General features: G+C 60.5%; 14 protein-coding genes. 12 read left to right on the forward strand and 2 right to left on the reverse strand.

Features of this window, described 5'->3' with window-relative positions; translation table 11 throughout:
• Positions 1-121: 121 nt before the first annotated feature.
• The 8 genes from fabF to BHD08_RS07820 all read left to right on the forward strand — a co-directional run bounded on the left by fabF (position 122) and on the right by BHD08_RS07820 (position 7641).
• Entirely contained in the window at positions 122-1366 is a 1245-nt protein-coding gene (gene fabF / locus BHD08_RS07785) for a beta-ketoacyl-ACP synthase II (protein WP_125021367.1), read from the forward strand.
• On the forward strand, positions 1363-2184 hold the full coding sequence (gene pabC, locus BHD08_RS07790) for an aminodeoxychorismate lyase (protein WP_125021368.1): 822 nt from the start codon (positions 1363-1365) through the stop codon (positions 2182-2184). The genes fabF and pabC overlap by 4 nt, the downstream gene beginning before the upstream one ends.
• Positions 2181-3251: an endolytic transglycosylase MltG gene (gene mltG, locus BHD08_RS07795; RefSeq protein ID WP_125021369.1), complete on the forward strand. Its 1071-nt coding sequence runs from the start codon at positions 2181-2183 to the stop codon at positions 3249-3251. The genes pabC and mltG overlap by 4 nt, the downstream gene beginning before the upstream one ends.
• The gene (gene tmk / locus BHD08_RS07800; protein ID WP_125021370.1) at positions 3248-3880 is read left to right on the forward strand and encodes a dTMP kinase; all 633 of its coding nucleotides are present in this window, start codon (positions 3248-3250) and stop codon (positions 3878-3880) included. The genes mltG and tmk overlap by 4 nt, the downstream gene beginning before the upstream one ends.
• A complete protein-coding gene (locus BHD08_RS07805; RefSeq protein ID WP_125021371.1) occupies positions 3873-4859 on the forward strand; it encodes a DNA polymerase III subunit delta' in 987 nt (328 codons plus the stop codon). Before tmk ends, BHD08_RS07805 begins: the two co-directional genes overlap by 8 nt.
• Before the next feature lie 31 nt (positions 4860-4890).
• Positions 4891-5247: a PilZ domain-containing protein gene (locus BHD08_RS07810; protein WP_003283656.1), complete on the forward strand. Its 357-nt coding sequence runs from the start codon at positions 4891-4893 to the stop codon at positions 5245-5247.
• 103 nt (positions 5248-5350) lie between these two features.
• Positions 5351-6136, forward strand: coding sequence for a TatD family hydrolase (locus BHD08_RS07815; RefSeq protein WP_125021372.1), 786 nt, complete (start codon positions 5351-5353; stop codon positions 6134-6136).
• A gap of 110 nt (positions 6137-6246) precedes the next feature.
• Positions 6247-7641 (forward strand): amino acid permease, encoded by a 1395-nt coding sequence (locus tag BHD08_RS07820; protein ID WP_015276549.1) that lies wholly within the window; start codon positions 6247-6249, stop codon positions 7639-7641.
• A gap of 220 nt (positions 7642-7861) precedes the next feature.
• Here the strand turns inward: BHD08_RS07820 and BHD08_RS07825 are convergent, their stop codons facing one another.
• Positions 7862-8995 carry an aminotransferase class V-fold PLP-dependent enzyme gene (locus tag BHD08_RS07825; RefSeq protein ID WP_125021373.1) on the reverse strand — a complete coding sequence of 378 codons (1134 nt, stop codon included), beginning with the start codon at positions 8993-8995 and terminating at the stop codon, positions 7862-7864.
• Between the two features lie 75 nt (positions 8996-9070).
• Here BHD08_RS07825 and BHD08_RS07830 point away from each other — a divergent pair, with 75 nt between their 5' ends.
• From BHD08_RS07830 to BHD08_RS07845, 4 genes are all read left to right on the forward strand, one after another.
• Positions 9071-9691, forward strand: a complete 621-nt coding sequence (locus BHD08_RS07830; RefSeq protein WP_015276551.1) for a TetR/AcrR family transcriptional regulator — start codon at positions 9071-9073, stop codon at positions 9689-9691.
• Between the two features lie 31 nt (positions 9692-9722).
• Positions 9723-10619, forward strand: a complete 897-nt coding sequence (locus BHD08_RS07835) for a radical SAM protein (RefSeq protein WP_125021374.1) — start codon at positions 9723-9725, stop codon at positions 10617-10619.
• A 120-nt stretch (positions 10620-10739) separates the two neighbouring features.
• Positions 10740-11351, forward strand: a complete 612-nt coding sequence (locus BHD08_RS07840) for a DUF4823 domain-containing protein (RefSeq protein ID WP_125021375.1) — start codon at positions 10740-10742, stop codon at positions 11349-11351.
• A gap of 53 nt (positions 11352-11404) precedes the next feature.
• Complete coding sequence (locus BHD08_RS07845; RefSeq protein WP_125021376.1) at positions 11405-11971, forward strand: DUF1285 domain-containing protein; 567 nt, start codon at positions 11405-11407, stop codon at positions 11969-11971.
• 62 nt (positions 11972-12033) lie between these two features.
• On the opposite strand, the gene BHD08_RS07850 is transcribed toward BHD08_RS07845, so the two are convergent.
• Entirely contained in the window at positions 12034-13689 is a 1656-nt protein-coding gene (locus BHD08_RS07850) for an electron transfer flavoprotein-ubiquinone oxidoreductase (RefSeq protein ID WP_015276555.1), read from the reverse strand.
• Between the last annotated feature and the right edge of the window lie 216 nt (positions 13690-13905).

The following is a 13905-nucleotide window of genomic DNA, read 5'->3' on the forward strand; positions in this document are numbered from 1 at the left end:
TGCGGCTTTTCTTTGAGAGAGATTCATCTGGGTCACGGGGTGCTATCCGGCACTCGATCCAAGGATCGTTCCTGTTACGACGGGAGCCGAGCCGAGCACGTTAGGTATAGGAGTAATCGCTGTGTCGCGTAGACGCGTCGTAGTCACCGGGATGGGCATGCTTTCGCCACTGGGTAACGATGTGCCGAGCAGCTGGCAGGGTATTCTCGCCGGCCGTAGTGGTATCGGCCTGATCGAGCACATGGACCTTTCTGCCTATTCCACTCGTTTTGGCGGGTCGATCAAGGGCTTCGATGTCGAGCAGTATCTGCCGGCTAAGGAAGCACGCAAGCTCGACTTGTTCATTCAGTACGGCCTCGCTGCGAGCTTTCAGGCCGTGCGGGATTCCGGTCTTGAAGTCACTGACGCCAATCGGGAGCGCATCGGCGTCGCGATGGGGTCTGGTATCGGTGGTCTGACCAACATCGAAAACAGCTGCAAGGCGCTGATTGAACAGGGCCCGCGGCGTATTTCGCCCTTCTTCGTGCCGGGTTCCATCATCAACATGGTGTCTGGCTTCCTGTCGATCCATTTGGGATTGCAGGGCCCGAACTATGCGATCGCCACTGCCTGTACCACGGGCACCCACTGCATCGGCATGGCCGCGCGCAATATCGCCTATGGCGAGGCGGATGTGATGGTCGCTGGTGGATCCGAAATGGCTGCCAGCGGGCTCGGTATTGGTGGCTTTGCAGCGGCGCGGGCGTTGTCCACGCGCAACGACGATCCCGCTGCGGCCAGTCGTCCGTGGGATAAGGAGCGTGATGGCTTCGTTCTGTCCGACGGTGCCGGTGCCCTGGTGCTCGAGGAGTTGGAGCATGCCAAGGCCCGTGGCGCGCATATCTATGCGGAGCTGATTGGTTTTGGCATGAGTGCCGACGCCTTCCACATGACGTCGCCACCCGACGATGGCGCCGGTGCTGCGCGCTGCATCCGTAACGCGCTGCAGGACGCTCAGCTTAATGTCGAGCAGGTGCAGTACATCAACGCGCATGGGACCTCCACGCCGGCAGGCGACAAGGCCGAGGCTGCTGCGATCCGCAGTGTGTTTGGCGATCATGCCTATGAGCTGTCGGTGAGTTCGACCAAGTCCATGGTCGGCCACCTGCTCGGTGCCGCCGGTGCTGTCGAGGCGATCTTCAGCGTTCTGGCCATACGTGATCAAGTCGCACCGCCGACCATCAATCTGCATGAGCCTGACGAAGGCTGCGATCTCGACTTCGTACCGCACCAGGCCAAGCCGAGGCCGATCGACGTCGCGGTGTCCAACTCCTTCGGCTTCGGTGGAACCAACGGTTCGCTGGTATTCCGCCGGTTTGCCGAGTGACATCGAGCTGGCTGAACGGGCAACCCTGTATAGGGCTGCCCGTTCATGATCGCGGCCTGGCCTATGGAGATGGGCTATTCGAGACGATACGGGTCGCGGATGGTCAGGCTCCGCTGCTCGATCGCCATCTGCAGCGATTGCGCGATGGCTGTCAGCGCCTTGCTATCCCAATTGATACCGATGAGCTGCGCAACGAGTTGGCGCGGTTCTTCCCAGTCCTGGGGCGGGGTGTTGCCAAGCTCATCGTCACACGCGGCACCGGGCAGCGCGGTTATGCCCCGCCCGAGCCCTGTCAGCCGCAACGGCTGCTTTTAGGCTCGCCTCTTCCCGCCTACCCGCCACAGAACGCCCTCGCCGGGATCCGGCTTTTTCCTTGTGAGACACGCCTGGCCGAGCAGCCACGGATCGCCGGCATCAAGCATTTGAATCGGCTGGAGCAGGTGTTGGCGCGTGCCGAATGGCACGATCCCGCCTACGCCGAGGGGTTGATGCGCGATATGTCTGGCAGGGTGGTGGAGGGCGTTTTCAGCAATTTGTTCATGGTTGTCGACGGTGAACTGCGCACCGCGTCGCTGGTACGGTGCGGAGTTGCGGGTGTCATGCGAGCGGAGATCATGGCCCGTGCATCGCAGCATGGGCGCACCGTGGTCGAGAGCGACATCAGCTATGCCGAACTGCTACAGGCTGACGAAGTGTTCCTTTGCAACAGCCTCTACGGTATCTGGCCTGTTACAGCTTTGGCCGAACGTGTCTGGCCGGTCGGTCCGCTGACCCGTAAACTGCAGGCCGTTGTTGCCGACCTGTTGAGTGATTCGTGATCCGTAAAATTCTCATTCTGCTGCTGGCCGTAGTGCTGTTAGCGGCAATCTCGCTCGGATTGTTCGCCTGGAAGCAGCATGCTGCGCTCGAGCAATCGCTGGTCGTGACAGACGAGGCCCTGCTGCTCGATGTGCGTCCGGGCGATACGCCCAGCGGCGTTTTTCAGCGCCTGGAAGCGGAAGGTGTGTTGGATGATGCAATCTGGTTGCGGCTGTACTGGCGGCTGAACCTGTCCGGGCAGAGCCTGCACAGCGGTGAGTACCGTCTGACTCCGGGCATGACCGCGCGCGACATGATCGGATTATGGAAGCGTGGCGAAGTTGTGCAATACAGCCTGACGCTCGTCGAAGGCTGGAATTTCCGCCAGCTCCGCAGCGCCCTCCTGAATCAGCCCAAACTGCAGCAGACCCTGGACGGGCTGTCTGATGCCGAGATCATGGCGCGCATCGGCGCACCGGATGTGCATCCGGAAGGGCGGTTCTTCCCCGACACCTATCGATTCACCCGCGGCACGTCCGATGTAGATCTGCTGCGACGTGCCTATGCGCGTCTGGAGCAGGTGCTCGAAGAAGAGTGGCAGCAGCGCGCCGAAGGCTTGCCGTATCAGGACGCATATCAGGCGCTGATCATGGCTTCGATCATCGAGAAGGAAACCGGTGTGCCGGAAGAGCGGGGCGAGATCGCAGGTGTCTTCGTGCGCAGGTTGGCACGGGGCATGTTGCTGCAGACTGATCCGACCGTGATCTACGGTATGGGCGATGGCTACAAGGGGCGGATCACTCGCACCGATCTGCGCACGCCGACGCCCTACAATACCTACACCAATGCCGGCCTGCCGCCGACCCCGATCGCCATGGTTGGGCGCGAGGCGATTCATGCCGCGCTGCATCCGGCAGACGGTACCAGTCTCTATTTCGTTGCTCGCGGTGATGGCAGCCATGTCTTCAGCGATACGCTCGATCAGCACAACCGGGCGGTGCGCGAGTACCAGCTCAAGCGGCGTGCCGACTATCGTTCCAGTCCGCCGCCGCGGCAGGCGCCGGTCAACAGCGAGAGCGCGCAATGAACGGACTCTTTGTCACACTCGAAGGCCCCGAAGGGGCCGGTAAGAGCACCAATCGTGAATACCTCGCCGAACACCTGCGAGCGCGCGGCGTGGATGTCGTGCTGACCCGCGAGCCCGGTGGCACGCCGTTAGCCGAGCGTATTCGTGAGTTGCTGCTGACCCCTGCCGACGAACCGATGGCGGTGGATACCGAGCTGCTGCTGGTGTTTGCAGCGCGGGCTCAGCATCTGGCACAGGTCATCCGGCCAGCGCTCCAGCGGGGGGCGGTGGTGCTCTGTGATCGCTTCACCGATGCCACTTACGCGTACCAGGGCGGCGGACGCGGACTTTCGGTCGAGCGGATCGCGCAACTGGAGACCTTCGTACAAGGGGATCTGCGTCCTGACCTGACGTTGATCTTTGATCTGCCGATCGAGGTGGGGCTGGCTCGAGCGGCTGCCCGGGGGCGCCTGGATCGCTTCGAGCAGGAAGGCATGCGCTTTTTCGAGGCGGTACGACATGCCTACCTGGATCGCGCCGAGGCCACACCGGCACGCTATCGGATCATCGATGCCGGGCAATCGCTTACCGCAGTGCAGCGTGATGTCGAGGCGCTGATTCCAGAGCTGATGGAGCGCCTTGATGGCTGACGTTCTTCCCTGGCAGGCCGAGCTCTGGCGACAGCTGGCAGGGCGCTCGCAGCATGCCCATGCCTACCTGCTGCATGGTCCTGGCGGCATCGGCAAAAGGCTGCTGGCCGAGCAGCTGATGGCGCTGCTGCTTTGCCAACGCCCGGTGAATGGCATGGCTTGTGGCGTGTGCAAGGCTTGCCAGTTGTTGGCGGCACAGACTCATCCAGATCACTACATTCTCGAGCCGGAGGAGGTCGACAAGGCCATTCGCGTCGATCAGGTGCGTGATCTGGTCGGCTTCGTCACTCAGACGGCGCAGCTGGGCGGGCGCAAGGTGATATTGCTGGAGCCGGCCGAGGCGATGAACCTCAACGCGGCCAACGCATTGCTCAAGAGCCTTGAGGAGCCGTCTGGCGATACGGTGCTGCTACTCATCAGCCATCAGCCAAGCCGCTTGCTACCGACCATCAAGAGTCGCTGTGTGCAGCAGGCCTGCCCGCTGCCTGGGCGGCAGCAGAGCCTCGATTGGCTGGCAGGGCAACTGCCTGAACTGGCTCCGGAGCTGCGTGAACAGTTGCTGACGCTGGCGGCGGGGTCGCCTCTGGCAGCGCTGAAGCTGCATGAGCAGAAAGTGCTGGACCTGCGCGCCCAGGTCGTCGAAGGGGTGAAGAAGCTGCTCAAGCAGCAACAGTCGCCCAGTCAGCTCGCCGAGGGCTGGAACGCGTTGCCGCTAATTCTGCTCTTTGACTGGTTTTGTGAGTGGGCGCATCTGATTCTGCGTTACCAGATGGCCGGTGATGAAGTGGAGCTCGGTGCTGCCGATATGCAAAAGGTATTGCAGTACCTGGCGCAGAAGTCGCCGCAGCATAAAATCATGGCGTTGCAGGACTGGCTGCTCGAACATCGGCAGAAAGTGCTAGGCAAAGCCAACCTCAACCGTGTGTTGCTTCTCGAAGCGCTGCTGGTGCAGTGGGCAACGCTGCCCGGCGCGGGCTAGAATCGACCGGAATTTTCGTTAGGAACACCGCATGAGCCTGCCAGCAAATCTTGGTCCGCGTAATGGCATCCTGTCCCTGACCATCAAGGACAAATCGGTGCTCTATGCCGCGTTCATGCCTTTCATCAAGCATGGCGGTCTGTTCATCCCGACCAACAAGAGCTATAAGCTTGGCGACGAAGTGTTCATGCTGCTCAACCTGATGGACGAGCCGGAAAAGATTCCCGTAGCCGGAAAGGTGGTCTGGATCACCCCCAAGGGTGCCCAGGGCAGTCGCGCCGCGGGAATTGGCGTGCAGTTCAACGAGGGCGACAGCACCGCGCGCAACAAGATCGAAACCTATCTGGCCGGTGCCCTCAAGTCGGATCGCCCGACCCACACCATGTAACGCAAGCGTCCTGTGCGGCCAGGCAGGCCCACTGTCCTTCCCTGAATACCGGTCATTTGCTCTACAATCGCTCCTTTTTTCGCGATAGCAAGTAGTGCTTTTCATGCTGGTAGATTCCCACTGTCACCTCGACCGCCTCGACCTCACTGCCCACGACGGCTCACTGGACGCCGCGCTGGACGCTGCACGATCGCGTGGTGTCGGGCATTTCCTCTGCATAGGTGTCAGCGCCGATAACGCAGCGGCGGTCAGGGCGTTGGCCGAGCGCTATGCGGATGTGGACTGCTCGATCGGCGTGCATCCTCTGGATCTCGAGCCGACGAGCCAGCCGGTGCTGGACTGGTTGCTTGGCGAGCTGCAGCACCCGCATGTGGTTGCGATCGGCGAGACAGGGCTGGATTACCACTACGAGCCGGAAGCTGCGCAGATGCAGCAGCAGTCGTTTCGCCTGCACCTTGAAGCCGCCAGGCTGACAGGTAAGCCGGTGATTGTGCACACCCGGGCAGCCCGCGCCGATACGCTGGATCTGCTACTTGAAGCGGCGCTGCCGCAAGCTGGTGTGCTGCATTGTTTCACCGAGGACTGGGACATGGCCAAGGCGGCACTTGATCTCGGTTTCTATATCTCCCTGTCCGGGATCGTTACGTTCCGCAACGCCGATGCGCTGCGCGATGTAGCCCGCAAGGTCCCGGCAGATCGCTTGCTGGTCGAAACCGATGCGCCTTATCTGGCGCCGATTCCCCACCGTGGCAAAGCCAATCTGCCGCAGTACGTGCGTGAGGTTGCCGAGTTCCTCGCGCAGCTGCGTGGTGTCCCGTTCGAAGTGCTGGCTGAGCAGACCACTGCCAACTTCAAGACGTTGTTCCCGCTGGCCAGAGTGACTGGCTGACGTAGCCCCGCGGAAAGTTGATGCTTGCCGAGCAAGCCTGATGCGCTGCCTTGTTTCTTGCCTGCATGGGCGGCGGCGCTTTTCTTGCCTGAATATCCACAAGGTGGTGTATGACCGCTGAAACGCTGCACACCGGATCGCTCCAGCGCGGTCTGAAGAATCGCCACATCCAATTGATCGCTTTGGGCGGGGCGATTGGCACTGGGCTATTCCTGGGCTCGGCCGGGGTTCTGAGAAGTGCCGGCCCGTCAATGATCCTGGGCTACGCGATTGGTGGCTTCATTGCTTTTCTGATCATGCGTCAGCTCGGCGAAATGATCGTCGAGGAGCCGGTTGCAGGCTCCTTCAGTCATTTCGCACACAAGTATGGCGGTGGCTATGCAGGGTTTCTTTCCGGCTGGAACTATTGGGTGCTCTATGTCCTGGTAGGTATGGCCGAGCTCACGGCGGTCGGCAAGTACGTACAGTTCTGGTGGCCCGAGGTTCCGACCTGGGCTACAGCCGCAGCGTTCTTCGTGCTGATCAACTTGATCAACCTCAGTAACGTCAAGGCCTTCGGCGAAACCGAGTTCTGGTTTGCCATCGTCAAGGTCGCCGCGATCGTCGGCATGATCCTGCTCGGGCTTTTCCTGCTGGTCAGCGGTAAGGGCGGCGAGCAGGCGAGCATCAGCAATCTGTGGAGCCACGGTGGTTTTTTCCCTAACGGCTTTAGCGGGATGCTGCTGGCTTTGGCGATCATTATGTTTTCCTTTGGTGGGCTGGAGCTGGTGGGTATCACCGCGGCGGAAGCGGCTGAGCCAAAAACCGTGATTCCCAAGGCAATCAATCAGGTCGTCTATCGCATCCTGATTTTCTATATAGGTGCGCTGACCGTTCTGCTGGCACTTTATCCCTGGGATGCGTTGCTGCTGACGCTCGGCGCCGCGGGCGACCCCTACAGCGGCAGCCCCTTCGTGCAGATCTTTTCGCTGATCGGCAGCGACACTGCTGCGCACCTGCTGAACTTCGTCGTACTCACCGCGGCGCTATCGGTCTACAACAGCGGGGTGTATTGCAACAGCCGGATGCTGTACGGCCTGGCCGAACAAGGCGATGCGCCGCGCAGCCTCATGAAAATAAACTCTCGCGGCGTGCCGGTCCTCGCGGTAGGGGTATCCGCGTTGGTGACGCTGCTTTGCGTGGCGGTGAACTACCTGTTTCCGCAGGGCGCGCTCGAGTTACTCATGTCTCTCGCGGTGGCTGCGTTGGTGATCAACTGGGCGATGATCAGTCTTGCGCATCTCAAGTTTCGACGTGCCATGCAGCAGCAAGGGGTCGAGCCAAGCTTCAAGGCGTTCTGGTTTCCATTGAGCAACTACCTGTGCCTGGCCTTCGTTGCCGGCATACTGATCATCATGCTGTGGTTGCCAGGGATTCGCATGTCGGTATTCGCCATTCCCGTCTGGGTTGGCTTTCTCTGGCTGTGCTATCGGCTGCGGGCTCGTTTGCTGGCGAGGGCGGTATAGCGTTCACGGTAAGCCAGGGCAAAAAAAACCCGGATTCCAGAGAAGCCGGGCCAAGACCATTAGGAGTATGAAATCGCAATCCTAGCGACCTCATCTGGCTGGGCAGTGGGGGGATTGCCCGGCCAGTTACTCAAGTATTAGCGCTGCATCTGCGCTCTGCAGGCGGATTTGTGCGGTTTTTAAACGCATTTGGAATACATGTCTCGCTGGTTGATCGCGGTCAGTGCGCAGCCAGCTTTCGTAACAGGGCGAGCGTTTCGTCGATTACCCGCGCTGGTGTGTAGAAATGTGGAGAGAGGCGGATGCCGCCGCCGCGTAACGCACACACGACTTGCTCCGCCTTGAGGTGTTCGAACAGTTCAGCATTCGTCCAGCCAGCGAGCCGGAACGTAATAATGCCTGAGCGGCGTTCCGTCTGGCGCGGTGACAGGATGTCGATTCCGTTCAGGCCGTGGAGTCCCTGGGCAAGCCATTCGATTCGCTCGTCCAGCAACTTGGCGACTTGCTCCATTCCCACTTCCTCGAGCAGCGAAAGACTGGCTTCGAGCGCCATTGCCCCCAACAGGTTGGGGCTGCCGCACTCGAAGCGTCTGGCGCTGCGTGCGGGCTCCCAGTCGGTGCGGTCGTAGTCGCCGGCGTGTTCCAGCATATGCCAGCCGTATTCGTGCAGCTTCAGCCGTTCGCGTAGGTCGCTGCGGCAATAGAAAACGCCGAGCCCTTCCGGGCCGAGCATCCATTTATGGCCGTCAGCCATGGCAAAGGCGCAACGGTTCTGCTGCACATCGAAGGGCAGGGCGCCCAGCTGCTGGATCGCATCGATACACAAGAGCACGCCGCGGTGCTCGCAGCCTTCACCCAGACGGACCAGATCCAGGCGCATGCCGCCGGCGTATTGAACGGCACTGATCGCCATCAGGCGTACCCGTGGGCCACAGGCCGCCAGCAGATCGCCTTCGGGGTCGGTGCCCTTGAGGTTGACCTGAACCACCTCGACACCGTAACGCTGCAGCGCTTCCCAGACGACGCGGTTGGACGGAAACTCCTCATCGCTGATGACGATCTGGTCACCGCTTTTCCAATCCAGCCCGAATGCAACGAACGACAGTGCTTCGGAGGTGTTTTTCACCAGCGCCACGTCGGCGCTGCCTGGGGCATTCAGCAATCGTGTCAGGCGCTGACGCAGGCTTCGTTCTACTGTCAGCCAAGTTGGATAGTCGCGCGCACCGAGGGTCGCGTTCTGTTCGGCAAAAGCGCTGACGGCGCGCGCTGCTCGCAGCGGCCAGGGCGCGACGGCGGCATGGTTCAGATATCGCAAACCGACTATTTGCGGAAATTCGTCATTTATTTGAATCATTTTTGGACGCCCCGTGCATTTCATGACCGGTTAGGCATAATGGCTGCCTCGACTCAACCTTCAAGCAGCCTTCCTATGCAGAATGAACCTCGTAAGGTCCGCGAATTTCGCCGCCGCGAACAGGAAATCCTCGATACAGCGTTGCAGCTTTTTCTCGAGCAAGGAGAGGATAGTGTTACCGTCGAGATGATTGCCGATGCGGTCGGTATCGGCAAAGGCACCATCTACAAGCACTTCAAGTCCAAGGCCGAGATCTACCTGCGGCTGATGCTCGACTACGAGCGCGACCTGAACCAGATCCTTCACTCGCCTGATCTGGACCACGACAAGGAAGCGCTTTCGCGCGCCTACTTCGAATTCCGCATGCGCGATCCGCAGCGCTATCGCCTGTTCGACCGCCTCGAAGAAAAAGTGGTCAAGGGCAACCAGGTGCCAGAGATGGTCGAGCAGCTGCACAGCATTCGTGCCTCCAACTTCGAGCACCTGACCCAGCTGATCAAAGGCCGCATCGCTGAAGGCAAGCTGGAAGACGTGCCACCGTACTTTCACTATTGCGCTGCCTGGGCACTCGTGCATGGCGCCGTCGCGCTGTACCACTCGCCGTTCTGGAGCAACGTGCTGGAAGATCAGGACGGCTTCTTCCAGTTCCTGATGGACATCGGCGTGCGCATGGGCAACAAGCGCAAGCGTGACTGAAACGCAGGCCGATCGAACGGACGTGGTAACCATGAACGCGAGCGAGTTTCCCATCCGCTACATAGAGCCGGTATTTCGGCCGCCCAGCGAAGCGCATTCGCTGATCCTGCCAGTGACCAATGGTTGCTCCTGGAACAGCTGCACCTTCTGCGAGATGTACACCGCGCCGCAGAAGAAATTCCGCGCTCGCGATGAAGCCGAAGTGCTCGACGAAATCCGTCGCTGTGGTGAACAGCTGATTGTGCAGCGCGTGTTTCTCGCCGATGGCGATGCTTTGGTGCTGCCGACCCGCCGACTTTTGAAGATCCTCGAGCAGATTCGCCAGTGCCTGCCGGAGGTGCAACGTGTCTCCAGTTATTGCCTACCACGCAACCTGCGCAAGAAGTCGGTGGAGGAGTTGCGAGAGCTGGCGGATGCCGGTCTCGGCATGGCCTATGTCGGCGCCGAGTCTGGCGACGATGAGGTGTTGGCGCTCGTCAACAAGGGTGAGACCTACGAATCGACCCTCAGTGCGCTGGATAAGCTCGGACAGGCTGGCATCGCGCGCTCGGTAATGATTCTCAACGGGCTCGGCGGTCGGCGTCTGAGTCGCCAGCATGCACGTAACTCGGCGCGCCTGATGAATGCCGCGCAGCCGGAGTTTCTGTCGACGTTGGTGGTCAGCTTTCCGCAAGGTGAAGATCGCTTCCGGCAGACTTTTGAGGATTTTGAATCGCTGCCGCCGGATGAGCTGCTTCGTGAGCTGGAATGGTTCTTGGACGATCTCGAACTGAGCGATACGGTTTTTCGCAGCGACCATGCATCCAACTATCTGGTGCTCAAGGGTGTGCTGGGGGCTGACAAGACGGGTTTGCTGCGCCGCGTGCGTGAGGCTATCGAGGATCCACGTAACGCTCCGCTGCGCCAAGAATGGCAGCGCGGGCTCTGACCGAATGCGCGTCGCCTCCTTTCGAGAGCCGGAGTTCGGGCGGAAGCGCTACCTGGCGTGGATGCTGCATTGCCAGTCGAATCGCCGGTTTTTCGTCGCCGGCACCTGGAGGTGAGATCCATGCGTTTTCTGTTTGGAATGTCAGGCCTGCTGGCGGTACTCGCACTCGCGGGCTGCATGAAGGTCAGCGACATGGCCGAGGGCACCCGCTATCACCTGCGCGACGCCGGCATTCTCGATCATAGCGAGACACGTCGTTCCAGCTCCTGGCGGCTGCAACCTGACTCTTTCATCTATATCGCCCAGGGCCATTTCGTGCCGCCAGGGGACGTCTATCCAAGGCCGAACGTCGTGGCGGAAGAAGCCTTCAACGGCTTCGTCGAGTACTTCCCGATGGTCCGGCGCGCGCGTGAGCCCGCGGGTCTGGAGGAGGCTATGGGGCAGGCTGCGGCGGCTGGCGCCCATTACCTGCTGTACCTGCGTTTTGCTGCGGCCGATGACCGTATCGGTAGCTTTGATGAGCTGAACGATCAACGCGCACTGGACCGGCTTGGCGTCGACAGTGGGGTGATACAGCTGATGCTGGTGGAAACCGGTACGCGTTACCTGGTCGATACGGCCCGTATCCGCAGCCGCGGCGGGGTCTTGGGTATTTACGATGCCAGGCCCGAGCATCTGCTGCGTCCGCCCTTGCAGGACTATGCTCGTCGCCTGTTGGGCCTGTCGCGCTGAATGATGTGGCAGTATCGGGCAGACGAGTTCAAGTACCCTCCGAGGAGAACCGAATGACCGATACAGGCAAAGCCGGCGACCTACTGGCGCAGCTTTCGGCTGGCGAGAAGAAAGGGCTGCCCCCGGTACATCTATGGAACCCGCCTTTCTGCGGCGATCTGGACATGCGTATCGCGCGCGACGGCACCTGGTACTACCAAGGCACCCCGATCGGGCGGCCGGCGATGGTGCGTCTGTTTTCCACCGTTATACGGCGCGACGGTGAAGACTACTTCCTCGTGACTCCGGTGGAGAAGGTTGGCATTCAGGTCGAGGATGCCCCGTTCATTGCGGTCCGCCTGGATGTGAGCGGGCAGGGCCGCGAACAGCGCCTGCGCTTCATTACTAACGTCGACGATGAGGTCGAGGCAAGCGAAGAGCATCCGTTGCGTGTGGTCACTGATCCGCAGACCCAGGAGCCAGCGCCTTACGTCCATGTGCGCGCCAATCTCGAGGCATTGATTCACCGCAATGTGTTCTATGAGCTTGTGGAGCTGGCGGTGCCTGGCGAGGTTGATGGCCAGAGATGGCTCGGTGTCTGGAGTGGTGGTGTGTTCTTTCCCATCGGCCGTGCCGAATAGCGATCAATGCAGGCCGGTTTCAGCGGCAATGAAAAGGCTCCCGAGGGAGCCTTTTTTGTTGCTTACATGTTGGGGTAGTTTGGCCCGCCAGTACCTTCCGGCGCCACCCAGGTGATGTTCTGCGCCGGGTCCTTGATGTCGCAGGTCTTGCAGTGCACACAGTTCTGCGCATTGATCTGGAAGCGCTTGCTGCCGTCGTCGTTGCTGACCACCTCGTAGACGCCAGCCGGGCAGTACCGCTGTGCCGGCTCGTCGTACATCGGCAGGTTCTTCTCGATCGGAATGCTCGGATCGGTCAGCTTCAGGTGAACCGGCTGCTCTTCCTCATGGTTGGTGTTGGAGAGGAATACCGAGGAGAGCTTGTCGAAACTCAGCTTGCCGTCCGGCTTGGGGTAATCGATCTTCTTCGACTCTGCTGCCGTCTTGAGGCAGGCATAGTCCGGCTTGGTGTCGTGCAGCGTGAAGGGAATCTTGCCGCCGAAGATGTTCTGATCGATGAAGTTGAACGCGCCACCCTTGATTGCGCCCCACTTGTGGATCGCGGCGCCGAAGTTGCGGCTCTTGTACAGTTCGTCGTACAGCCAGCTGTTCTTGAACCCTTCTTCGTAGGCAGTCAGCTCGTCACCACCTTCGCGTCCGGCCAGCAATGCATCGGCAGCGGCTTCGGCAGCCAGCATGCCGGACTTCATCGCCGTATGGCTGCCCTTGATCTTGGCGAAGTTCAGAGTGCCGGCATCACAGCCGATCAGCGCGCCGCCGTTGAAGACCATCTTCGGCAGGCAGTTGATGCCGCCCTTGGCGATCGCGCGTGCGCCATAAGAAACGCGCTTGCCGCCTTCCAGGTACTGCTTAATCACCGGATGGTGCTTGTAACGCTGGAACTCGTCGAACGGCGACAGATACGGGTTGCTGTACGACAGGTCGACGATCAGACCGACGACCACCTGGTTGTTTTCCAGGTGATAAAGGAACGAGCCACCAGTGTTATCGTCGTTCAGCGGCCAGCCCGCGGTGTGCACCACCAGCCCCTGCTCGTGCTTGGCGGGGTCAATGTCCCACAGTTCCTTGATACCGATGGCGTAATGCTGCGGGTCGACGTTGGCGTTGAGCTGGAAGCGGTTGATCAACTGCTTGCCGATGTGGCCACGGCAGCCTTCGGCGAACAGCGTGTACTTGGCACGTAGCTCCATGCCTGGGGTGTACATGCCTTCCTTCGGGTTGCCTTCGCGGTCGACGCCAAGGTCCCCGGTGACGATGCCACGAACGATACCGTTTTCGTCGATCAGCGCTTCCTGAGCAGCGAAGCCCGGGTATATCTCGACACCCAGGTTCTCCGCCTGCTGGGCCAGCCAGCGGCACAGGTTGCCGAGGGAAATGATGTAGTTGCCTTCGTTGTGCATGGTCTTAGGGACCAATGCGTTGGGCAATTTGCTGGCGGCTTCGGCGGTCTTGAGCAGGTAGATGTCGTCACGCTTGACCGGCGTGTTGAGCGGGGCGCCAAGTTCCTTCCAGTCGGGGAACAGTTCATTCAGCGCGCGCGGCTCGAAGACTGCGCCGGATAGAATGTGGGCGCCTACTTCGGAGCCTTTCTCAACGACGCATACACTGATTTCCTGACCAGCGTCGGCGGCTCGCTGCTTCAATCGGCAGGCTGCGGATAGGCCTGCAGGGCCGGCGCCGACGATGACAACGTCGAATTCCATGTATTCGCGTTCCATTGGCTTTCTCCTACTCAAGGCTTGGTTGTTATATAAGTGGTGGAGGGCTGTGATCGGTCCCTGACCGAGCCGGGCCGGCGCATTATATATAGACGCTCGAATCGGTCCAATACAAACGTTTGTTTGAATTTTCTGGAAGCCTGTTAGAATCGCCCGAACCGCGACGTTATGACGGGTCATATGCGTTGTTGACCCCGTCCGCAGCCAGCGGTCAAG

The organism is Pseudomonas sp. SCT (assembly GCF_003864275.1).
Taxonomy (GTDB): Bacteria; Pseudomonadota; Gammaproteobacteria; order Pseudomonadales; family Pseudomonadaceae; genus Stutzerimonas; species Stutzerimonas stutzeri_AE.